We start from the raw sequence: 22,197 nt of genomic DNA, 5'->3' as shown, positions 1-22,197 counted from the left end.
TCATCATACACCATCCCGTTTGTCGAGGTTCGTCATTACAGTATAAAATACCCATGAAATCAGTAGGATAACAAGGAAGTACATGATCGAGAATGCCGCTGCCGGACCAAGGTCAAACTGGCCCATTGCCATTTTTACAAGATCAATTGACAAGAATGTCGTGGCATTGCCGGGGCCTCCGCCGGTGACAACAAACGGTTCTGTATAGATCATAAAACTATCCATGAAACGGAGCAAAATCGCGATCATCAGCACGCCCGCCATTTTTGGTAGCTCAATAAAGCGGAACACGTTCCAGCGTGATGCTTGGTCGATCTTCGCCGCCTGATAATAGGCGTCTGGGATCGATTGCAGCCCTGCATAGGCCAAAAGGGCGACCAGTGACGTCCAATGCCATACATCCATCACGATCAACGTTGCCCAAGCGGCAAAGAAATCTTGGGTGTAGTTGTATGACACCCCGATTTTATCCAGCGTATAGCCCAACAGCCCGATATCAACGCGCCCGAAAATTTGCCAAATCGTCCCCACGACGTTCCAGGGGATCAACAAGGGCAGGGACATCAGCACCAGACAAAAGCTGGCCCAAAACCCTTTTTTAGGCATGTTTAGCGCGATATAGATGCCCAGCGGAATTTCAATGGCGAGAATGATCACCGAAAAGGCCAATTGCCGTGACAGCGCGTTCCACATCCGTTCAGATGCGAGCATCTCGCGGAACCATTCCAAACCTGCCCAGAAGAACTGGTTGTTGCCAAAGGTATCTTGCACCGAATAGTTCACCACGGTCATCAGTGGGATCACCGCAGAAAACGCGACCAGTACCAATACTGGCAACACTAGAAACCATGCTTTTTGATTGACAGTTTTATTCATTACGCGGCCTCCGCGGCTGGTGCGACGCGCCAATCATTGGCGTAGACGTTGATCCCTTTGGGATCGAAGGTGATGTGGTTTGCGTCGGCAGGAATGCTGGCGCCTTCATTCGCGATGGCCGCGATGTTTTGACCGTTCACCTCCAGCCGTACGATTTTATGGCGGCCCACGTCTTCGACCCGTTTGATCTGTGCAGGAATCCCGCTACCGTCCGTCGAAAGCTGAATGAACTCGGGGCGTACACCGACTTGCAGTTGGCCTGCGGCGGCATATCCCGCACCCAAATCAACAGACGTATTCGCGATTGTCGCCGTTGCGCCATCAATCGTTGCGTCAAACAGGTTCATCCCTGGCGAGCCGATAAAATAACCGACAAATGTATGGGCAGGCCGTTCGAATAATTCTTGCGGGGTGCCGATCTGCACGACACGCCCATCATACATGACGACCACTTTATCTGCGAAAGTTAGTGCCTCTGTTTGGTCGTGGGTCACATAGATCATCGTGTGCCCAAATTCATGGTGCAGCGCCTTGAGCTGTGTACGCAATTCCCACTTCATATGCGGATCAATCACGGTAAGCGGTTCATCAAACAACAGCGCGTTTACGTCTTCACGGACCATTCCGCGCCCAAGCGAAATTTTCTGTTTTGCATCCGCCGTCAACCCGCGAGCCTTTTGGCCGAGCCTGTCTTCCATCCCGATCATCGCTGCGATTTGGTTTACACGCTGTGCGATATAGGTTGGATTCGCGCCGCGATTGCGCAGCGGAAATGCAAGATTATCGCGCACTGTCATCGTGTCGTAGACCACAGGGAACTGAAACACCTGCGCGATGTTGCGCGCGGCAGTAGGGGCATGTGTCACGTCGTTGCCGTCAAACAGAATGCGCCCTTGGCTGGGATGCAGCAGGCCTGAAATGATATTGAGCAGGGTGGATTTCCCACAGCCCGATGACCCAAGCAGCGCATAGGCTTCGCCGTCCGCCCAGTCATGGTTCAATTCTTTCAGGGCATAATCTGCTTCGCCGCTCGGGTTGGGCAGATAAGAATGCGCAAGGTTATCAAGGGTAATTTTGGCCATTTACGCCGCCTCCGCATAGGGGGCGGCTGACAGCAAGGCGCCATCCGGGGCAAAGATATAGGCATGCGCCGGATCAAGGTAAGTCTTTATGGCCGTGCCAATCGGCAGGTCGCGCACCCCATGTACCAAGCCCACCCAGCGTTCGCCGTGGTGATTGAGGTGGATGAATGTTTCGGAGCCCGTGATCTCTGTCACGGTCAAATGCGTCGCAAATTCAATGGATTGCGCATTTTGTGGTTCAAGCCCCAAATGATTGGGTCGAAATCCGGCGGTATAGCTCCCATCTGCTAGTCCGGCAAAATGCTTTGGGGTTGGTGCGATATGGCCGCTGCCGAATGAAATCTGATTCCCGGATTTGGTGACCGTCAGAAAGTTCATCGGCGGGTCAGAAAACACCCGCGCGGTCCGGGCGTCAACAGGGCGGCGATAAACCAAAGGGGTACGGTCGAACTGGGTGATCCGGCCCTCCCAAAGCGTGGCGGTGTTGCCGCCCAGCAAAAGCGCCTCTTCGGGTTCAGTCGTTGCATAAACAAAAATCGCGCCAGATTCTTCGAAGATGCGCGGGATTTCAGCGCGCAATTCTTCGCGGAGTTTGTAATCAAGGTTCGCGAGCGGTTCATCAAGTAAAACAAGTCCGGCCTTCTTGACGAGCGCGCGCGCCAAGGCACAGCGCTGCTGTTGTCCGCCTGACAATTCCAGCGGTTTGCGGTTCAGCATTGGGGCCAATTGCATCAGATCAGCGGCTTCACGCACGGCGGCGTCCACCTCTTTGGCGGATTGCCTAAGCAGGCGCATTGGGGATGCAATATTGTCATAGACGGTCATCGACGGGTAGTTGATGAATTGCTGGTAGACCATCGCGACTTTGCGGTCTTGGACCCGCATGCCGGTGACGTTTTTGCCCTCCCAGAAAATCTTGCCAGTGTTGGGCACATCCAGCCCTGCCATCAGCCGCATAAGCGAGGTTTTCCCCGCCGATGTCGGCCCGAGAAGCACGTTCATCGTCCCTTTTTGCAGCGTCAAATCCGTAGAGAAAATATGTATTTTCCCATCAACCGATTTTGACACCCCCTCCATCTTAAGCGTCATTTTTATGTCTCCCCCCGTGCGGCGGTTAAGCCTTATCGTATTCTTATGTCTTCGCCCTCTGCGCCTGCATCCACGTATCAAGTTCCGAAACCTGCGTAGGTGACAGGCGAAGCCCCAGTTTGCTGCGCCGCCAAACAACGTCCTCAGCCGTGTAGGCAAATTCATTTGCCATGAGCCAATTCACTTCGGCCTCGTACAAATGCGCGCCAAAATCGCGCCCCAAATCATCAAGCGTGCTGGCGCCAATTAGAATGGCGTTTGCATCGGTTCCATAGGCGCGCACCAAACGGCGGGCATGCGGTTTGGTTAAGAACACATATGTATTAGCAAGTTTTGACACCAAATTATCAAAATCAATGACTTCAAAATCGCCGCCCGGCAATGCGACCCCGGCCGTCCACTTGTCAGAAAGGTCAGGAAAATAGTCCTGCACCTTGTCCATAGCACTTTCGGCCAATCGTCGATAGGTTGTGATTTTTCCGCCGAACACATTCAAAACTGGCGCACCGCCGGTATCGTTGACCTTCAACGTATAATCGCGTGTTGCCGCCGTGGCAGAGGTTGCACCATCATCGTAAAGCGGACGCACCCCAGAATAAGACCAAACCACATCATCGACCGAGATCGCGGATTTGAAATAGTCGTTCGCAAAGCTGATCAGATAGTCGCGTTCGTCATCGGTGCATACGGGTTGCACCGATGGATCGCTATGGTCTGCGTCGGTGGTCCCAATCAGCGTAAAGTCGTTTTCATAGGGAATTGCAAAGATGATGCGCCCGTCGGTGCCTTGGAAGAAATAGCATTTGTCGTGATCATAAAGCTTGCGGGTCACGATATGGCTGCCACGCACAAGCCGCACATTTTCGGTGCTGTTGACGCCGATTTTTTGGTGAATCACATCACCCACCCAAGGGCCAGCGGCGTTTATCAACATACGTGCCCGCACAGTTTTGGGCGTGCTGCCGTCGCTTTCTTGCAGGGTGATTTCCCATACATCATCGACGCGCTGGGCTTGCGTAACTTTGGTGCGGGTCATGATCTTTGCGCCCCGCGCAACAGCGTCACGCGCGTTCAGCACGACAAGCCGGGAATCCTCGATCCAGCAGTCCGAGTATTCGTAGGCTTTGCTGAATTTGTCGTTCAGCGGCGCGCCTACGGCTCCGCTGCGTAAATCGACAGTCGCAGTCGCAGGCAGGATTTTGCGGCCGCCAAGGTGGTCGTACAAGAAAAGCCCAAGACGGATCAGCCATGCCGGGCGTCGTCCGCGCAGCCAAGGCATCGCCAGATTCAGGATCTTTGATGTAGGGGTGCTGCCCCCGAACCGCATATCCTTGTGGTAGGGCAGCACGAACCGCATGGGCCATGAAATATGCGGCATCGCACGCAGCAGCGTTTCGCGTTCAATGAGGGCTTCGCGCACCAATCGCACTTCAAAATATTCGAGATAGCGTAACCCACCATGAAATAATTTTGTCGAGGCCGAAGAGGTCGCAGAGGCCAAATCGGACATTTCTGCGAGCGTCACAGACAGCCCCCGCCCCGCCGCATCACGGGCGATGCCACAGCCATTGATGCCGCCACCGATCACAAATAGATCGCAGATTTCATCTGGTGTTTGCTGCGTTTGCAACGGGCTTTCCTTCCCAAGGTGCATGAGTTGTCGAAAATTAATGCGTTGAGTCGCGTATGATTGGAAGATATTTTTGTTCGTTTTGGTTCGAAATTGGATATTGTATTGAAGTTAAACATAAATTTTAGAGTTTCGTGTCGGTGCAACTGGCAACTTTTTCATTAAAACGAACAAAAACGAAAATATAGTATGGAAAATATGTTGAAAGCGAACTAAATATTGGACGGAATTGAGTGTAAGGGAACGTGGGTAAATCGATGGCGCAAACCTTTAGGGCCCCGGAAATCGTCGAAATTGCGCGCCGTGAGGGTAAGGTGACAGTCGAAGAATTGGCTGAGCGCTTCGGTGTGACCTTGCAGACGATCCGGCGCGATTTGACCGAACTCGCGGACGCTGGCCGCCTTGAACGCGTCCACGGCGGCGCGATTTTGCCCTCTAGCACGACAAACATTGGGTATGAGGATCGCCGAATTCTCAACAGTCAAGAAAAGGTGGATATTGCCCGGGCTTGCGCGCGCGAATTACCCGAAGATTGTTCTGTGTTTCTCAATATTGGCACCACGACCGAGGCGGTCGCGGCTGAGCTGTTGAACCACCGCAACCTGATGGCGGTGACAAACAACATGAACGTAGCCAATATTCTGGCAGGAAACGCGGATTGTCAGGTCATTGTGACAGGTGGCAGCCTGCGCCGTTCAGATGGTGGTCTGGTTGGGAATATCACCACCGATACGATCCGGAAATTCAAATTTGATTATGCGATAATTGGGTGTTCGGCGCTCGACAATGATGGTGATCTGCTAGATTTCGACATCCATGAAGTCGGCGTCAGCCAGGCAATCATTGCCCAAGCCCGCCATGTGTTCGTTGTCGCTGACCATACGAAATTCGGGCGTTCGGCCCCGGCACGGATCGGGTCATTGGCGTCGGTCGATGTGTTTTTCACCGACCGACCCATCGCGAGCAGGTTGCGCGCTGAATGTGACGCATGGGGCACGCGCGTGGTTTACGGGCAGGGTTAGCCCATCCGCTCAGACGCAAACGAACCCGGCGACGCTGGGAATACAACGGTTTTATTGCCGTTCAAGAAAACCCGTCCGTGGATATGTGCGTGAATCGCACGCGAAAGCACCTGCGCTTCGACATCGCGGCCCAGTGACACGTAGTCTGCGGGCGATTGCGCGTGGGTGACGCGTGTGGTGTCTTGTTCGATAATCGGGCCTTCATCCAGATCTGCGGTGACGTAATGCGATGTCGCGCCGATCAACTTAACGCCCCGTTCGAACGCTTGCTTATAAGGGTTTGCGCCCTTGAAGGACGGCAGGAACGAATGGTGGATATTGATGATCTTGCCTGACATCTGCGTGCACATTTGATCTGACAGGATTTGCATATAGCGCGCGAGCACAATCAAATCGGCACCCGTGTCATCGACGACCTGCATGATGCGCGCCTCGGCTTCGGGTTTGTTTTCCTTGGTCACTTTGATGCAGTGAAACGGAATGTCGTGGTTCACGACGACCTTTTGGTAATCCATATGGTTGGAAATGACGGCCACGATATCAATCGGGAGCGCGCCGATCTGCCAGCGATACAAAAGGTCATTCAGGCAATGCCCAAAGCGAGACACCATGATGATCACTTTGGGTTTGGATGTTTCGTCAAAAAACTCAACGTTCATCTCGTATTTTGCAGCGATGCCTGCAAAGCGTTCTTCGATTTCGGCCAGCGTTACGCCCTCTTCGGAACTAAAGCTGTTGCGCATAAAGAAATTTCCGGTGTCTGTGTCGTCGAACTGAGAACTGTCTGTAATGTTACAGCCTTGCTCGGTCAAAAACGTCGATGTTTCGGCAACGATCCCGCGGGTGGATTTGCATTGCACGCGAAGGGCAAAATTGTTCATGGCGTCAACTTTCCTAGCATGGTGAATCTGTTTCATTTGAGTGATAATGACGTTCCTCAGCCTTTGACTAGATCAAAGCGACGCCTCAGATGCCGGAATAGACACTTGCGAATTTCCGATCCGACACTTCTGGCGCGGATGCTGTCAAATTTCGTGTACCCGAACGCCGTCGCCGCAGGTTGCGCGCGCGATATCAACGACATGCTGATGATGGGTGAGATAGATCGCCTGACCGCGACGCCCGATCCGGGCCATCATTTTGCAGGCTGATTTGGTGCGGGCTTCATCGAAGGTTTCAAAAATATCATCGCAAAAGAACGGCAAACATGTGCCCTGATCGGCAAGCTGTTCATATGCTGCGGCGCGTAGTGCGAGATATAGCTGAAACCGTGTGCCTTTCGACATGTCTTGCGCGTGTTTCGCCCGCCCCGACGCGTCAATCGCGATTAGCGTTTCATTGGTGCCTTGGGCTTGCGTTTGCAGCGCGGTGTAGGCCCCATTGGTAAGCTCTCTAAAGGCGACCTGCGTCGCCTCCATCATACCGCTGCGATGTTTGTCGCGGTAGCGGCGGATCGCTTCTTGTGCCAGCACATGGCCAGCACGCAATTTGACATAGCGGAGCGCCACGTCTTGTATCGCCAGTTCAACCGTGGTTTTGCGCGCTACCAGCGCCGCGACACTGTCGTCACCCGTGACTGCGTTCAGATCGCGCGCAGCTTCCGCACGTGCAGCAATGGCCGCGCGGTACTGGGTCTCAATGGCGTCCAGATCACCTTGAACCCGCATCGCAGTCGCCGCGAGGTTTGTCGCGGTTTGCCCGGTCAATGCGTCGCGCGCTTGCGCTAAATCCGATGTCCCTAGCAGTAGCGATATTTGCGCGGCGATCTCTTTCCTATCTTTATGCGCGACCACCGCGTCTTGTGTCCCCGCAACGGCGCGCCGCAGGTCATCGATTGACTTGCTTGGGATGTCGACGGGGAACTGCGCCCCAAGCGCCGCGACCTTGCGCGCGATATCGTCAATGACGCGTTGCGCCTGTGCGATTTGTTCTGCGCCCGTGTCGATCTCTTGCCTAAGCATGGCGCTGCGGTCTTCTTGGGCGCGGGCCTCATCGGCGAGGCTTGCGAGTGTTGAAAATGCAGAAAGCGGATCATCGCCCCTAACAGCGTGCTGCGTGGTCAAAGTACTAATGGCCCTAACAAACTGCGCCTGATCGTCTTGCATCGTGGCGACCTGCCGTGCCGCTGTACTGTGACGGCCGTTCAGCTCGCGCAGGGTGCGTAAGGGTTCAAACGAAAGCACAAGCCGATCTGCCTGAACATGTTCTTGCAGGTGTTCCGCGACCAAATTGTGCCATGCTTTCTGGGCGTCTTGTGCGGTTTTTGTCAGTGCGGCGCAGTGTTCCTGTCGTTTCTTCAGTTCAGCGCGCAAATCGTCAAGCGCGCGCTGATTGGCCTTTTGATCCGCATCTTGATCGCGTGCAATTTTTGCGCGTTGCCGGGCAGCCGCGACCAACGTTTCAAAGTCTGGCGCATCTTGCGCGATATGTTGGCTCAGTGCGTTAATCAGCCGATCCGCTTTATCCAATGTCGCGGCGTGGTCTTGCTCTAGGGCGCGCAGGTGCTGCGCGGCCGCCTCTGCCGTTGTGACCAAGTTTGCCCATTGCGCAAAGGCCAAAGGTGCAGGTGCCGCGGTTATTCCCATGTCGTTGGCGGTGGTCGCGAGTTGGGTCGTAATTGCCGCCTGTTCAGATGCCAGTCGCGCTAGCCGTTCAGTGTGTTGCGCGATGCGCGCCGCGGTTTGCGCAGCATTTTGCGACAACTGCCGAAGCTGCCCAATCTCATCGGCGCGCGTCAATCGTTGTGTTGCGTTGGCATCTGTTTTCTTCAATGCGGCTTCAAACGCATCGGCGGTCGTATCCGTCATTGACGCACGGTGGGCTTTCCATGCTGTGTCGCGCAATGTGATCGCGGCTTGCGCCTCTGTATCATCGATAAGCGCGCCTGCGCCGCGTTGTGCTTTGATCTGGGCATTTTGCGCGGCGTGATCTGCACGCATCTGGTCGAGATCATCCTTGGCTTGGGTTATCTTGCGGTCCAACTCGGCGTGCTTCTCCGCGTGCGCGGCGATCTCAGGAACAGCAACTGCGCTTGTCGGGACCTGCGTGAACGTTTGACCATTGATTGCAAGCGCAGCTAGTGCTGCTGCAAGGTCACGCTTTGCGCTGTTGATCGCGTGTTGCGCTGTCGCATAGGTCAGGGCGAAACTATCGACTGAAAACCTGTCTAAAATGTCACCGATTGCGGTGTCATTTGGGCGCGCGGATTGCGTTGTACTGTCTTCGGCAAGCGCCACCCGATCAGCAAGCCGGGTCAATTCGCGCGACCCGGTGTCAAGGTCATGCGCGCTTGTGCGCAATGTGTCGCGTGCGGTTTCAAGTTCGGTCAGCGCGGCGGGAGAGACGACCAATTGTACCGGGTCGCATGTCGCGCCTAATTCGACGGCGGCGCGCTGCATGTCCTTGATGATGGTGTCGCGGGTTTCAATCCGGCGCGGCAGATCAAGCTGCGCTGTCGCAAAACGACTGCGCGCCGCATCAAGATCATCCAATGCCTGCCGCAAGCCAAGTTGGTTGGGATCAAGATCAATCTGGGCCAACGTTACTTTGTGCGCATCGCGCTCTTGGGTCAGCCGGGACATGTCGTGATTGGCTTGGCTTTGCGTTGTCAGAAGTTGAACCAAATCTTCGGGAGCGACGTTAAGATGCATCGGGTAGTCCGGCATTTCTGCCAAAGCCGCATCCAGCTGTTCCAGTTTCAGTAAGAGAGGCATAGCATTTTGTTGGGCTTTGACCTGCGCCAATTGTGCCATCAATGCAGTGCGTTGCGTGTTGGTCTGGTCTTGCGTTACCTCGGCAGCGGCCAATGTCTGGCGCAGCTTGCGATAGGTGCTGGCTGGCACATCTTGGGCTTTGATTTGGGCGCTGACATCGGCCAATTCTTTCTTCAGCTGCGCCATTTCCGTTTTGCTTGACCGTTTCAGGAACAGCGCATTTGCCTCTGCGTCAACGCTATCGAGTACCTGTGAGAGATCGCTGACACCCGCCGCGGCGGAAAATAGCAGCCGTCCGATATCGCCGTGGCTATTGGCGATTTCTTCGCCGCCGCGTTCAATCGTGTCGTCATCAAGACAAAGTAAGCTGCGATAATCATCCGCACCCAGCCCGCCCAGATGCGCGGCAATCGCGGCCTCTGGCAGCGGCGCGCCGTGGGCATCTTGCAAGGATGCATTCCGTGTTGGTAGTCGGCTCAGGGATAGATCGCCTTGCTCAGTTTCAAATGTGCCCGAGATCCGCAGGTTCTTGCGCTGATGTTGAAAATCATAGGCTTCGCGTGCGTCAAACCCATATAGCAGACGCAGATAGGCCTCCATCGTGGTGGTTTTTCCCGCTTCATTGGGGCCATAAATGATGTGGAAATCGGGTTCGCCTGTGCCTGCGCTGCCGAAATCATAGGATTTGCCCGCGAAATGCCCAAAAAGATGAAGGTTCAAGCTGCGTAACCGCATCAGTCGCTCGCCCCTTTCATTCGCGCGATCATCTGTGCTGTGCCCTGATCTGTGAGTTCTAGGGCCAATGCGGTCAGCGCGTCATGGTCCGGCACAAGGGCCGCGCGCACTTGTGGGGGCAGCTCTGATAAGGTGTTTTCCAAAAGATCATTGAGACCTGCGACGATCCCCGGCTCATTGCGCATGCTGGCGATGATTTCGGCCAGCTCGTCTGTGGCATTATGTGTAGCTATCGCAGGCGGCTTAAGATCAAAGCGGACCTTATCAATCCAAATTTGTCCCGTCTCTTGGGCAATGGTGCGAATGGTTTCTTCCCACAGAGGCTGATCGCGTAGGATTTGCCAATAGCGGTCGCTTTGTCCGGTTAATCTGAGCCGCAGAATGCGGGTGCTGTCGGGTGTTGTATTGTCACGTAGAACGGTTCGGATCGCGCCGCGTATCTGATCGTCATCCGTGAGCGTGGTGATATCTACATCGGCACTATGGAAAACTACCGCCGCTGTGGGGATTTCGCGCAGTGTAATGGTGCCGTCAACGATTTCTAACATCGTGGCCGATTGTGGCCCTGCTTCGCCGATATCGCGGCCTTGGGGGGTGCCGGGCATTACGATCCACGGCGCGTCGCAATAAACGTGGCGTTTGTGAATATGCCCAAGCGCCCAATAGTCGAACCCCATCTTTTGCAGATCAGCGACGGTGCAAGGCGCATAGGTGTCATGCCCCGCAGCCCCTGCAAGCGAGGTATGCAGCATGCCAATATTGATGGCCCCGGCAACGGGGGCGTTGAATTTGTCTAATAGGCTGTCGGGCGCGTGCCTGTCGCGAAAGCTGACACCGTGTATCCAAATATCGGTGCCGGGTAGCTGTGATTTGCCGCCGCGCCCGTCAAAGATATGGACGTTTGAGGGCAAAGCGGTCTCGCCCGTGATGGGGTTTTCGGCGTCATGATTACCTTTGATATAAAAGACAGGGATATCGGCGGCGGCCAAGCGATCGAACTGGGTGACAAGAAATGCCGCGGTTTTGGCGCTGCGTGCGGCCCCGTCAAACAAATCGCCTGCGATCAAGAGGGCTGCCACGTTTTCCGATAGGGCGGTATCAATCAACCGCGTCAAAGCGCTGCGCGTCGCTGTTTGGACGCTGTCGCGCATATCGGGGTCACGCAGCGCGAGTGATTTGAGCGGCGAATCCAAGTGTAAATCAGCCGTATGCAAAATGCGGATCAAAGCGCGCCCCCTTCGCCGCAAACTTGCGTGGTTTTCACACAAAGCGCAATGAGATCACGCCAATCGGTAAGCTTTTTGTGCGGTGCCGCCAAATACGCTGGGATGATCTGCACCCACAAGCGCCAGCGCGACATCATGCCAGCGTTGATAGGTCGCGGCCAATGTGGAGACGGGCCAATCGCTGCCCCAAATGACCCGCTCTGGACCAAAGCACGACAAAAGATGCGCCACATAGGGGGCGATATCTGTCGGGGTCCAATCGGCATTGGCTTCGGTGACCAGCCCAGACAGCTTACAATGTGCATTGGTATCAGATGCGAGCCGGGCCATGCCTGTTGCCCAATCATCAAAATGACCTGCGCGAATGTCGGGTTTTGCCCCATGGTCAATGACTGTGCGCAGCATTGGGTGGTGGTCTAATAATGTCATGAGGGTATCAAGATGCCGGGGCTGGACCAGCGCATCAAAGGTGAGATCATGCGCGATCATCGCCTCAAACGCGGGGCTGAGCGCTGGTCGCAACATCCACGCGTCATCTGCGATATCTTGGATCATTGGGCGCAGCCCGACGAGTTTGGGATTTTGCGCAAGCGCTGCGATTTGGTCAGGGGCGTCTGTGGCTTCAAAATCGACCCATCCGACGACACCAAGGATGAAATCATTTTGCGCGGCGAGCGACAGCATATAGGTCGTTTCGGCATCAGTTGGCGCGGCTTGTACAAGTACCGTGCCGTCGACGCCACAAGCGGATAAATGTGGGCGCAGGTCGCGGGGCTGAAAATCGTGGTAAAGCGGCGCAATATCGGGCGTGAGCCAGCCATAGTCCCCACGCGCGATTGCCCAAAAATGCTGATGCGCGTCAATTTTCATGTGCCTATCACCCCTTTGGTCAGGATGATATTGCCGTACAGCCGGGTTTCGCCCGTCTGCACAACGGCAAAGGCTTTGGCCGCACGTTCATAAAACGCGAACCTCTCGATGGATCCGATTGTATGGTCGGGGATCAGGGCTTGGAATGCCGTGACAATTTCAGGTACGGCATCGGGATCACCAACGACCTGCATCGTATTTGCAGGCGTCGGCACATAGGTATCGAGCGGCAGCAATTGCACCACGGCGGCCAGCGTATCGGTTGCACTGATCCCATCAAGGCGCAAGGTTTTGGGTTCCAGCCCTTCGGCGGGGAAATTTGCATCAGCGATCACGATTTCATCGCCATGGCCCATCGCGCGCAACGTCCACAGCAAATCAGGCGATAGGATAGGGGGAATGTGATAAAGCATCTGTTACTCCTGAGGGCAGGGGGTGTCCGGGCGGATCAGCCCTTGGGTGCGTAGATCTGACCACAAAGCTGAGGGAATCTTTGTGTTGAACAGGGCAACATTGCTGGCGATCTCGGTCGAGTTCGCGGCGCCGGGGATGACGCTGCGCACGGCTGGGTGTCCCATCACGAATTGCAGTGCCGCTGCGATCAGGGGCACGTTGTGACTGGTGCAGACCGCCTCGATCTTGGCGACCTGGTCAAGGATGGGTTGTTCTGCTGGCATATAATTATACCGGGCACCGGGCACGGCACCTGTCGCGAGAATGCCAGAATTATAAGGGCCACCAAGGATGATCCCGACGTCGCGTTTTTCGCAAAGCGGCAGAAAACTATCCAGCGCCTCTTGCTCTAATAATGTATAGCGCCCGGCCAGCAAAAAGCAGTCAAACGCGGCCTCGCCCAATAGCTTTTCACAGATTTGCCAATCATTCACGCCCGCACCAATCGCGGCGATGTCACCTGCGTCGCGCAGCTCTTTCAGGGCCCGGTAGCCGCCGCGATCAAAAAGATCACGCATATGCTTGTCCGAGAGAGCCTGACCGTGGGTGCCAGCATCGATGTCATGAAGCAATAAGATGTCTGGGCGCGCGCCATTGAGGCGGTTCAGGCTCGCTGCAAAGCTGCGCATGATCCCATCATAGGAATAGTCAAACGTGATCCGCCGCGACGGCACGTCGACATACATTTCTGGGGTGGCCTCGCTTGGCTTGCAATCATGCAAGAGGCGGCCAACCTTGGTGGAAATGACCATATCAGCGCGATTGCCCAAGGCGCGCCCGACCCGCTGTTCAGATAGGCCTAGCCCGTAAAACGGTGCCGTATCAAAATAGCCAAACCCGGCATTCAGCGCTGCGGTCATTGTTTCACCCGCCTGCGCATCGGTCATCGCGCGGTACAGGTTGCCCAAAGGCGCCGCCCCAAACCCCATCGCCGTCAACGCGATTGGCGTTTTTGTCCGATTGTTGAGCAGGTTTTGCTGCGTAACGCGCATGGTGTGATCCTTTAGGTCCTAACGAAAAAAGTCGGGGTATTGTTTTTCAAGCGGCTCAATACGCACGATCAGCTGCCCAAGATGGTGGCGCATAGCGCGGGCGGCCCCGTCTTCGTCGCTTGCGCGAATGGCATCAAGCACGGCGGTGTGTTCAATGACCGTTTCAGCGGGGCGGCCTTCTTCGGGGAGAATGAGCACGCGGGCGCGTCGTAGCTGCAATGACAATTGCCCAGCAATCGCCGCGACCGACCGAAAGCCGGTAAATTCAAGCAGCATGGCGTGGAACGCTTCGTCGGCCTCAAAGAACCCGTGGAAGTCCTTGTCTTCGACTAGCAATGATTGCAGGCGTATATTGCGGGATAGTTGCAAAAGCTGCGCATCGGTACGGGTGGTTGCGACGCGTTTGACGGCTGCGACCTCTACCGCGTCGCGCAGGAAACATTCCTCGCGTATTTCTTCAAGCGAGAACCGGGTAACCCGTGTGGCCGATTGCGGGATCACATCCACCAGCCCTTCACCTGAAAGCCGGGTCAGCGCCTCGGCCACAGGGGATCGCGAAACACCGAACTGTTCGCAGATCGTTGCTTTGCGCAACACCTCGCCGGGTGCAATTTTCATATCAAGAATCGCGTCACGCAGCGCCGTGTAGACCCGCTGCGAAAGCGGCCCATCTAGTTTTTCGATGTCAGCGAGCGTGCCGCTGTAGATATTCGTAATATTCGCCAAGTCTTTTCTCCGTTCACAGCTAACATGTTAGTTGACATATGGCTCATGTAAAGCTAATTGTGCTTTCACTTCTTAACGAATTACGCCACGCCAAGATAGGACGCCCATATGCCCGACGTAATCTGCCTTCATGACGACGATAATATCGTCATCGCGCTTGCAGATTTGGTGGCTGGTACTGTTGTGGGCGGGGTCGCCGTTCCGTTGCTAGGTGCTATAAAACGGGGGCACAAAATCGCGCGGCGCGCGATAGCGCAGGGCGAAAACGTGATTCGCTATGGTCAGACGATTGGGCAGGCAAAGACGGATATTGCCGCGGGTGAACATATTCATGTGCAGAACCTTGGCATGGGCGACCACACCCAAGATTATGCGTTTGCCAGTGAAGTTAAACAGCTTGCCGCTGCTAATGATCCGCGCATATTCGATGGCTATCACCGTGCCGACGGCGGCGTGGGCACGCGTAACTATATCGGCATTTTGACATCGGTGAATTGTTCCGGGTCGGTCGCGAAATTCATCGCAGAGGCCGCTGAGAAAACGGGCTTGCTGGATGATTTCCCCAACGTTGATGGCATTGTGCCGATCACCCATGGCACAGGCTGCGGCATGTCAGGCGAAAACGAAGGTTATGACGCGTTGTTTCGGACCTTGTCGGGTTATGCGTGTCACCCGAATTTCGGTGGCGTTCTTTTGATTGGGCTGGGTTGCGAAGTGATGCAGTTGTCCGCATTGGTCGACGGGCGGCCGATCCGCGCGGATGGCGCGCTGCGCTATATGACGATCCAACAAGAAGGTGGAACGCGCAAAACGATTGAAAAAGGGTTGGTCGAATTGGCAGGTGTCGCCGTGCTCGCGAACCAAGCCACGCGCCAACCGGCCCCGATATCTAAAATCATGGTTGGGATGCAATGTGGCGGTTCTGATGGCTATTCAGGCATTACCGCCAACCCTGCGCTGGGCGTGGCGTCTGATTTACTGATCCAGCATGGCGGCACGACGATTTTGTCAGAAACCTCTGAAATCTATGGCGCGGAACATCTGCTCACGCGTCGTGCGGTTTCTGCCGAAGTTGGCCAAAAGCTGATCGACCGGGTGCGCTGGTGGGAAGATTACACCGCACGCAATGGCGGTGAGATGGACAATAACCCTAGCCCCGGCAACAAGCGTGGTGGCTTGACCACGATCTTAGAGAAATCACTTGGGGCGGTCGCTAAAAGCGGCAGTGCACCGCTCGCGGATGTTTACAAATTTGCCGAGAAGATCACGACGCCCGGATTTGTCTTTATGGATAGTCCCGGTTTTGATCCGTGCTCTGTCACCGGGCAAGTCGCATCGGGGGCGAACCTGATCGCGTTTACCACCGGGCGCGGGTCTGTGTCTGGCTATATGCCGACGCCGGGCATCAAGATTGCCACCAATAGTGAAATGTATGCGCGATTGTCCGAAGATATGGACATGAACTGCGGTGATATCGTCACCGAAGGCCTGTCGATCGAAGACAAAGGGCGTGACCTGTTTGAATTGTTCATTCGGGTGGCCTCTGGCGAAAAAACCAAAAGCGAAGAACTGGGCTTTGGCGGCGTTGAATTCGTCCCATGGCAAATCGGCGCGGTCATGTAACTGACCAAAAGGGAGGAGCCCACTATGCGACTAAAAGATAAAACGATCCTGATCACAGCTGCGGGCCAAGGCATGGGGCGTGCTGCAGCAATCGCCTGTGCCGCTGAGGGGGCAAAGGTATTTGCAACAGATGTGAACCGCGATGCTTTGGCGTCTCTTGATGGGATCACAGGTATCGAGACCCGCTATTTTGACGTAACAGATGCCGCCGCGACGCTGGCCTTGGCCGAAGAACTGCCTGATCTAGATGGCCTGTTTAACTGCGCGGGCATGGTCCACAATGGCACCATCTTGGATATTTCAGATGCCGATTGGGATCTGTCAGTCAGCGTGAATATCACGTCAATGGTGCGGATCAGTCGGGCGTTCATTCCCGGCATGCTCCGCCGTGCTGAAATCACGGGCACCGCGTCGATCCTGAATATGTCGTCAATGGCCTCGTCGATCAAAGGCTTTCCGATGCGCACAGCCTACGGCACCACAAAGGCCGCTGTTTTAGGGCTGACCAAAGGTATTGCTGCTGATTTTGTCGGTCAAGGGTTGCGCTGCAACGCGCTGTGCCCTGGCACGGTCGACACCCCGTCACTACGCGGACGGATTGATGCGTTTGATGACCCGGTGCAGGCCGAAAAAGACTTTGCCGCGCGCCAACCGATTGGGCGTCTGGCAACGGTCAACGATATGACCCCGACGATCATTCATCTGCTGTCTGACGGTAGCAGCTATGTCACCGGGCAAGCGGTCTTGGTTGATGGCGGCGTGACGATCTAGCACCGCGCCAAGGTTTGGGAGGGCCTCAGCATCATGACAAAATTGGTCGCAATGACGGGTATCGAAAAGCGGTTCCCGGGCGTGCATGCGCTGAAAAATGTGCAATTTGACCTGCACAGTGGCGAAGTCCACGCGTTGATGGGCGAAAACGGCGCAGGTAAATCGACGCTGATGAAAATCCTGTCAGGTGTTTATACGCGCGATGGGGGGACGGTGGCGATCGACGGGTTCGATACGGCCCCCGACAGCCCGCGCGCCGCCCAAGATATGGGGATCGGGATTATCCATCAGGAGCTCAGCCTGATGAATGACCTGACCGCGGCCCAGAATGTCTTTATCGGGCGCGAACCGCGCCGCAGTTTTGGGCGTTTGGATGAAGCCGCGCTCAATCAACAAACTGCAGAAATCTTTGCGTCGATGAAGCTGGACATGAACCCGCGTGCGCATGTCGGCGATCAAACCATCGCCCGCCAGCAGTTGATCGAAATCGCCAAGGCGCTGTCCTACAAACCGCGCGTTTTGATCATGGATGAACCGACGGCCGCGCTTAACGATGTTGAAATCGCTGAGCTGTTCGAAGTTATTCGCCGTCTCAAAGCGGACGGCGTCGGCATCATCTATATCAGCCATAAGATGGATGAAATTAAGCGCATAGCGGACCGTGTGACCGTGATGCGGGACGGCGCGTGGATTGATACGCTGGATGCGGCGCAAACCCCGCTGGCGAAGATTATCGAGCTGATGGTTGGCCGCGAAGTCAAGGACAAGCCGACAGTTATTCCTGATACGTCGGACGCTGAAACTGCGCTCGAAGTGCGCGGGTTGAAGCGGGGCCGTGAAATTCACGATGTCAGCTTTAGCGTCAAACAAGGTGAAATCTTAGGGTTTGCGGGGCTGATGGGCGCTGGGCGGACAGAGGTGGCACGGATCATCTTTGGTGCCGATCCGCGTGATGGCGGCGAGATTTTGGTGCATGGGCAGCCTTGCAATATCCGTAGCCCCTATGATGCTGTTGGCGCGGGGATTGGGTATCTGTCCGAAGACCGCAAGCATTTCGGTCTCGCACTTGATATGACGGTGCGCGCCAATATCGCGATGGCTGCGATGGGTAAGTTCACCAGCAAGACAGGTGTCTTGGACGAGGCGGCGATGAAGCAAACTGCTGATGGGTTCATTGAGCAGCTTGGCATTCGGACGCCGTCCGATATGCAAGACGTCGGCCTTTTGTCGGGTGGGAACCAGCAAAAAGTTGTCATTGCCAAATGGCTGCTGCGCGATTGCGACATCTTGATCTTTGACGAACCGACACGTGGCATTGATGTTGGCGCAAAATCCGAAATTTATCGGCTACTCGAAGATCTCGCGGCCCAAGGGCGCGCGATTATCGTGATCAGCTCTGAATTGCCGGAAATTCTGCGGCTCTCACACCGGATCGCCGTCATGTGCGAAGGCCATCTGACCGGCATCGTGCCGCGTGAAGGGGCCACGCAAGAACAAATTATGAAGCTCGCGACACAGACCGACAAAACCGAGGAATCCATCCAATGACCGCCATGATAAATACTGACACACAAGGCGCTTTTGCCAAACTCGTGGCTGGCGGGGCGTTCCAGAAAATTCTTGCATTTACCAGTTTGGTTATCCTGTTGATTGGGTTTAGCATTGCTTCGCCGAATTTCATGCAAACGTCTAATATGATTGCGATTTTGCAGGCGACATCTGTGAACGGGGTGCTTGCGATTGCAGCGACGCTTGTGATCATCACTGGTGGGATTGACCTGTCCGTTGGTACGCTGATGACCTTTACGGCTGTGATGACGGGCATGGTTTTGACCAATCTCGGCTTGCCGCTTCCTTTGGGTGTTTTGACAGGCATTTTGACCGGCGCATTTTGCGGTTTTATATCGGGCTCGCTTGTCGCCAAGATGAAAATCCCGCCCTTCATTGCGACCCTAGGTATGATGCTGATCCTCAAGGGGCTAAGCCTCGTGATCTCGGGCACCCGCCCGATCTATTTCAATGATACGCCGGGTTTTGATCTAATTTCGCGTGGCTCGCTGATTGGCGAAGTTCTTCCGTCGCTTCCCATTCCCAATGGCGTGCTCATCCTGTTCGTCGTGGCGGGGGCCACGTCCTATATTCTGAGCCGCACAGTTCTGGGGCGTTACTGTTTCGCGCTGGGAAGCAACGAAGAGGCTGTCCGCCTGTCCGGCGTCAACACGAACAACTGGAAAATCGCGATCTATACACTTTCGGGTGCCATTGTCGGGATTGCGGGCCTGATCATCGCATCACGTTTGAATTCTGCGCAACCAGCACTTGGGCTTGGCTACGAACTCGAAGCAATTGCGGCCGTGGTCATTGGTGGCACATCGCTGTCCGGCGGGCGTGGGACAATCGTAGGGACGCTGATCGGTGCGTTGATCATGGCTGTGTTGCTGAACGGGTTGCGAATCTTGTCGGTGGCACAGGAATGGCAAACCGTTGTGACCGGCGCAATCATCATTCTGGCCGTCTATGCCGACACGGTACGACGCCGCAAAGGGTCCTAACATGCGTAGGGCATAAGCCCCCAGACACGACACAGAGACGACAACATATAAATGGAGGAATAACTATGTTGAACAGAAGAGAAATGATTGCGGGCCTAAGTGCCACAACGGTACTGACCAGTACAACGGTCGTGATCGGTCAAACGCGGCACTACATCCCATTGATCTCAAAAGGATTTTCGCACCAGTTCTGGCAGGCTGTGAAGCTTGGATCCGAACAGGCGGCAGCTGAATTTGGCGTTGATGTCACGTTTGAAGGCCCCGACAATGAAGGGCAGGTTGACCGTCAGATCGATATGCTCGCCGCGGCGCTTGCAAAAAACCCGGCCGCGATCGGGTTTGCCGCGGTGGACAGTCAGGCCTCTATCCCAATGCTGCGCGAAATTGATGCAGCGGGCATTCCAATCATCGCTTTTGACAGCGGTGTTGCCAGTGACATCCCCGTGACGACCTGCACAACCGATAACCTTGCCTCTGCTGCATTGGCTGCGGACAAAATGGCAGAAGCCATTGGTGGCGCCGGAAAAGTTGCGATCATCTCGCACGACCAAACGAGCGTCACCGGCATCGAGCGCGTCGATGGTTTCGTCGATCAAGTTGCGGCGAAATACCCAGATATCGAGATCGTTTCGATCCAATATGGCGGTGGTGATCACCTGATCTCAACCGAGATTACTAAATCGATCCTGACAGCCAACCCTGACCTTAAGGGTCTGTTTGGCGCGAACGAAGGTTCGGCCATTGGTATCGTGAACGGTGTGACCGAAAGTGGCGCAGACGTCGTCATCATTGGCTACGACAGTGGCGCGGCACAAAAAGAAGCGGTGCGTTCTGGTCTGATGGCTGGTGCGATCACGCAAAACCCCGTGGGCATCGGCTATGAGACCGTTAAGGCCGCCGTCATGACAGTTGCTGGCGAAGCGGTGCCAAAAGTCATCGACACTGGTTTCTACTACTACGATCAGTCCAATATGGATGACGCGGAAATCGCAGCCGTCCTTTACGACTGATTGCGTTCAATGGGCGGCCCGCTATGGTCAGCGGGCCGTCGACAATTTGTGGAAAGGGCAAATATGAAACTGCTGCGTTATGGGCCTGACGGTCAGGAAAAACCGGGCCTTTTGGATGAACTAGGGCAGGTGCGTGATCTGTCAGCGATGATGAACGATCTTTCGGGTGACGCGCTGACAGCGCAAAACATCGAAAAATTGCGCGGCCTTGATCTTGGCACGCTCCCCATCGTTCCGGGCACCCCGCAAGAGGATTTGCGCCTTGGTGCCTGTGTCGGTGATATCGGAAAATTTATCTGCATTGGTTTGAATTATGCAGACCACGCCGCAGAAAGTGGGCTTGAAGTGCCGCCAGAGCCGGTGATTTTCAATAAATGGACCTCTGCCGTTGTGGGGCCGAACGATGATGTTTTGATCCCGCGTGGCTCTGTAAAGACCGACTGGGAGGTCGAGCTGGGCATCGTGATCGGGACGGGTGGATCCTACATCGACGAAGCGAATGCAATGAACCACATTGCCGGTTTTTGTGTCGTCAATGATGTCTCAGAGCGCGAATATCAGATTGAACGGGCGGGCACTTGGGACAAGGGCAAAGGCTGCGACACGTTTGGCCCCACCGGCCCTTGGCTGGTGACCCCCGATGAGGTTGGCGATTATAATAACCTGTCGATGTGGCTGGACGTCGATGGCACACGCTATCAAAACGGCAGCACCGCGACGATGGTTTATAAAGTACCTTTCTTGGTGGCCTATTGTAGCCGTTTCATGTCGCTCCAGCCGGGTGACGTGATTTCCACGGGTACGCCCCCAGGTGTTGGCATGGGCCAAAATCCCCCGGTATACCTGAAAGGTGGCGAAGTCATGCGCCTTGGTATTCAAGGGCTTGGCGAGCAGCAACAAAAAGTTGGTAACGCCTAAATATTGGTCACGGCTTTTGATTGATGCTGTGACCGCAGGGTATCCTAAGCGTGGAGTTAATGAGTAGCGCCGGGTTGCTTGGTTTTCCGGCGTGCCTTCCCTCGCGTTTATAGTGGCGCTTTAGGTTCGTTTGCGCGATACTGGCACCGACCAGCCGCCGCAAGGTTTAGCCTAATGAAGATTTCACCGCCGTCAATGAACTCCTGTGAAGAATGCCCCATCCGGTATAATGCGGTTTGTTCAAAGTGTGACGTTGACGAAATGCAAGAGCTGGAAGCGATCAAATATTATCGCTCCTTCGCAGCTGGACAGCCGATTTTCTTTGCGGGTGATCCATTGGAATTTGTGGCATCCATCGTTTCGGGCGTGTCGAGCCTGACGCGGACCATGCCCGACGGGCGCGTCCAAATGGTTGGTCTGTTGTTACCCGGTGATTTTTTGGGCCGCCCCAACCGAGATACGATTGATTGCGATGTGGTCGCTGAAACGGATGTGATGCTCTGCTGTTTTCGGCGCAAACCGTTTGAGCGTTTGATTGATCACACGCCTCATGTCGGCCAACGCCTGTTGGAAATGACGTTGGATGAATTGGATGCGGCGCGTGAATGGATGTTGGTGTTAGGGCGCAAAACTGCCCGTGAAAAAATTGCTTCGTTGCTCTATATGATCGCTATTCGGATGGCGAAGTTGTCGGCACAAACCTCAGAGAGCACAACGTTCACCTTACCGATTACCCGCGAAACGATGGCAAATTATCTTGGCCTCACGATTGAAACGGTGAGCCGCCAGATGTCGGCGTTAAAGCGCGATGGGCTGATTTCATTTACCGACCGCCGCGATATCACGGTGCCTGATGTTGAAGCGCTTAAGGATGAAACCGGTGAAGCCGACTAGCGCAGTGGGCGTGTT

19 protein-coding genes are annotated in these 22,197 nt (G+C 55.1%); 8 read left to right on the top strand and 11 right to left on the bottom strand.

Features of this window, described 5'->3' with window-relative positions; translation table 11 throughout:
- Positions 1 to 3: 3 nt before the first annotated feature.
- The 4 genes from Yoon_RS09985 to glpD are packed head-to-tail and all read right to left on the bottom strand — an operon-like array spanning position 4 to position 4,677.
- Positions 4 to 876 (bottom strand): carbohydrate ABC transporter permease, encoded by an 873-nt coding sequence (locus tag Yoon_RS09985; RefSeq protein ID WP_238112049.1) that lies wholly within the window; start codon positions 874 to 876, stop codon positions 4 to 6.
- Positions 876 to 1,958, bottom strand: a complete 1,083-nt coding sequence (locus tag Yoon_RS09980; protein ID WP_238112048.1) for an ABC transporter ATP-binding protein — start codon at positions 1,956 to 1,958, stop codon at positions 876 to 878. Before Yoon_RS09980 ends, Yoon_RS09985 begins: the two co-directional genes overlap by 1 nt.
- Entirely contained in the window at positions 1,959 to 3,047 is a 1,089-nt protein-coding gene (locus Yoon_RS09975; RefSeq protein ID WP_238112047.1) for an ABC transporter ATP-binding protein, read from the bottom strand.
- Between the two features lie 43 nt (positions 3,048 to 3,090).
- On the bottom strand, positions 3,091 to 4,677 hold the full coding sequence (gene glpD, locus Yoon_RS09970; protein ID WP_238112046.1) for a glycerol-3-phosphate dehydrogenase: 1,587 nt from the start codon (positions 4,675 to 4,677) through the stop codon (positions 3,091 to 3,093).
- Positions 4,678 to 4,934: 257 nt separating this feature from the next.
- Here glpD and Yoon_RS09965 point away from each other — a divergent pair, with 257 nt between their 5' ends.
- Positions 4,935 to 5,699 carry a DeoR/GlpR family DNA-binding transcription regulator gene (locus Yoon_RS09965; protein WP_238112045.1) on the top strand — a complete coding sequence of 255 codons (765 nt, stop codon included), beginning with the start codon at positions 4,935 to 4,937 and terminating at the stop codon, positions 5,697 to 5,699.
- Here Yoon_RS09965 and purU read toward each other — a convergent pair.
- The 7 genes from purU to Yoon_RS09930 form a co-directional block, all read right to left on the bottom strand.
- Positions 5,696 to 6,580, bottom strand: coding sequence for a formyltetrahydrofolate deformylase (purU, locus tag Yoon_RS09960; protein ID WP_238112044.1), 885 nt, complete (start codon positions 6,578 to 6,580; stop codon positions 5,696 to 5,698). The genes Yoon_RS09965 and purU overlap by 4 nt on opposite strands.
- 144 nt (positions 6,581 to 6,724) lie before the next feature.
- Complete coding sequence (locus tag Yoon_RS09955) at positions 6,725 to 10,147, bottom strand: YhaN family protein (RefSeq protein ID WP_238112043.1); 3,423 nt, start codon at positions 10,145 to 10,147, stop codon at positions 6,725 to 6,727.
- The gene (locus tag Yoon_RS09950) at positions 10,147 to 11,373 is read right to left on the bottom strand and encodes a DNA repair exonuclease (RefSeq protein ID WP_238112042.1); all 1,227 of its coding nucleotides are present in this window, start codon (positions 11,371 to 11,373) and stop codon (positions 10,147 to 10,149) included. Before Yoon_RS09950 ends, Yoon_RS09955 begins: the two co-directional genes overlap by 1 nt.
- Positions 11,374 to 11,427: 54 nt before the next feature.
- Entirely contained in the window at positions 11,428 to 12,243 is an 816-nt protein-coding gene (locus Yoon_RS09945; protein ID WP_238112041.1) for an amidohydrolase, read from the bottom strand.
- On the bottom strand, positions 12,240 to 12,656 hold the full coding sequence (locus Yoon_RS09940) for an RbsD/FucU family protein (RefSeq protein WP_238112038.1): 417 nt from the start codon (positions 12,654 to 12,656) through the stop codon (positions 12,240 to 12,242). The genes Yoon_RS09945 and Yoon_RS09940 overlap by 4 nt, the downstream gene beginning before the upstream one ends.
- A gap of 3 nt (positions 12,657 to 12,659) precedes the next feature.
- Positions 12,660 to 13,688, bottom strand: a complete 1,029-nt coding sequence (locus tag Yoon_RS09935) for an aldo/keto reductase (RefSeq protein ID WP_238112037.1) — start codon at positions 13,686 to 13,688, stop codon at positions 12,660 to 12,662.
- An 18-nt stretch (positions 13,689 to 13,706) separates the two neighbouring features.
- A complete protein-coding gene (locus Yoon_RS09930) occupies positions 13,707 to 14,414 on the bottom strand; it encodes a GntR family transcriptional regulator (RefSeq protein WP_238112035.1) in 708 nt (235 codons plus the stop codon).
- 108 nt (positions 14,415 to 14,522) lie between these two features.
- Between Yoon_RS09930 and Yoon_RS09925 the strand changes: the two genes are divergently transcribed.
- The 7 genes from Yoon_RS09925 (at position 14,523) to fnrL (ending at position 22,182) form a co-directional block, all read left to right on the top strand.
- Positions 14,523 to 16,037, top strand: a complete 1,515-nt coding sequence (locus tag Yoon_RS09925) for a UxaA family hydrolase (protein WP_238112033.1) — start codon at positions 14,523 to 14,525, stop codon at positions 16,035 to 16,037.
- Positions 16,038 to 16,061: 24 nt separating this feature from the next.
- Positions 16,062 to 16,808, top strand: a complete 747-nt coding sequence (locus tag Yoon_RS09920; RefSeq protein ID WP_238112032.1) for an SDR family oxidoreductase — start codon at positions 16,062 to 16,064, stop codon at positions 16,806 to 16,808.
- Positions 16,809 to 16,841: 33 nt separating this feature from the next.
- Complete coding sequence (locus Yoon_RS09915; protein ID WP_238112030.1) at positions 16,842 to 18,356, top strand: sugar ABC transporter ATP-binding protein; 1,515 nt, start codon at positions 16,842 to 16,844, stop codon at positions 18,354 to 18,356.
- A complete protein-coding gene (locus tag Yoon_RS09910; RefSeq protein ID WP_238112029.1) occupies positions 18,353 to 19,360 on the top strand; it encodes an ABC transporter permease in 1,008 nt (335 codons plus the stop codon). Before Yoon_RS09915 ends, Yoon_RS09910 begins: the two co-directional genes overlap by 4 nt.
- Before the next feature lie 65 nt (positions 19,361 to 19,425).
- On the top strand, positions 19,426 to 20,370 hold the full coding sequence (locus tag Yoon_RS09905; protein ID WP_238112028.1) for an ABC transporter substrate-binding protein: 945 nt from the start codon (positions 19,426 to 19,428) through the stop codon (positions 20,368 to 20,370).
- A gap of 63 nt (positions 20,371 to 20,433) precedes the next feature.
- Positions 20,434 to 21,288 carry a fumarylacetoacetate hydrolase family protein gene (locus tag Yoon_RS09900; RefSeq protein WP_238112027.1) on the top strand — a complete coding sequence of 285 codons (855 nt, stop codon included), beginning with the start codon at positions 20,434 to 20,436 and terminating at the stop codon, positions 21,286 to 21,288.
- Positions 21,289 to 21,462: 174 nt separating this feature from the next.
- Complete coding sequence (fnrL, locus tag Yoon_RS09895; RefSeq protein ID WP_238112026.1) at positions 21,463 to 22,182, top strand: transcriptional regulator FnrL; 720 nt, start codon at positions 21,463 to 21,465, stop codon at positions 22,180 to 22,182.
- Positions 22,183 to 22,197 lie beyond the last annotated feature (15 nt).

Origin of the sequence: Yoonia sp. I 8.24, assembly GCF_022096995.1 — a bacterium.
In the GTDB taxonomy this organism is placed as follows: domain Bacteria; phylum Pseudomonadota; class Alphaproteobacteria; order Rhodobacterales; family Rhodobacteraceae; genus Yoonia.
This window is presented reverse-complemented; position numbering and strand designations above follow the sequence as displayed.

Coding starts and splice junctions, on each gene's coding strand:
- Yoon_RS09985 (WP_238112049.1), bottom strand. CDS start 876: ATGAATAAAACTGTCAATCAAAAAGCATGGTTTCTAGTGTTGCCAGTA.
- Yoon_RS09980 (WP_238112048.1), bottom strand. CDS start 1,958: ATGGCCAAAATTACCCTTGATAACCTTGCGCATTCTTATCTGCCCAAC.
- Yoon_RS09975 (WP_238112047.1), bottom strand. CDS start 3,047: ATGACGCTTAAGATGGAGGGGGTGTCAAAATCGGTTGATGGGAAAATA.
- Yoon_RS09965 (WP_238112045.1), top strand. CDS start 4,935: ATGGCGCAAACCTTTAGGGCCCCGGAAATCGTCGAAATTGCGCGCCGT.
- purU (WP_238112044.1), bottom strand. CDS start 6,580: ATGAACAATTTTGCCCTTCGCGTGCAATGCAAATCCACCCGCGGGATC.
- Yoon_RS09955 (WP_238112043.1), bottom strand. CDS start 10,147: ATGCGGTTACGCAGCTTGAACCTTCATCTTTTTGGGCATTTCGCGGGC.
- Yoon_RS09945 (WP_238112041.1), bottom strand. CDS start 12,243: ATGAAAATTGACGCGCATCAGCATTTTTGGGCAATCGCGCGTGGGGAC.
- Yoon_RS09940 (WP_238112038.1), bottom strand. CDS start 12,656: ATGCTTTATCACATTCCCCCTATCCTATCGCCTGATTTGCTGTGGACG.
- Yoon_RS09935 (WP_238112037.1), bottom strand. CDS start 13,688: ATGCGCGTTACGCAGCAAAACCTGCTCAACAATCGGACAAAAACGCCA.
- Yoon_RS09925 (WP_238112033.1), top strand. CDS start 14,523: ATGCCCGACGTAATCTGCCTTCATGACGACGATAATATCGTCATCGCG.
- Yoon_RS09920 (WP_238112032.1), top strand. CDS start 16,062: ATGCGACTAAAAGATAAAACGATCCTGATCACAGCTGCGGGCCAAGGC.
- Yoon_RS09915 (WP_238112030.1), top strand. CDS start 16,842: ATGACAAAATTGGTCGCAATGACGGGTATCGAAAAGCGGTTCCCGGGC.
- Yoon_RS09910 (WP_238112029.1), top strand. CDS start 18,353: ATGACCGCCATGATAAATACTGACACACAAGGCGCTTTTGCCAAACTC.
- Yoon_RS09905 (WP_238112028.1), top strand. CDS start 19,426: ATGTTGAACAGAAGAGAAATGATTGCGGGCCTAAGTGCCACAACGGTA.
- Yoon_RS09900 (WP_238112027.1), top strand. CDS start 20,434: ATGAAACTGCTGCGTTATGGGCCTGACGGTCAGGAAAAACCGGGCCTT.
- fnrL (WP_238112026.1), top strand. CDS start 21,463: ATGAAGATTTCACCGCCGTCAATGAACTCCTGTGAAGAATGCCCCATC.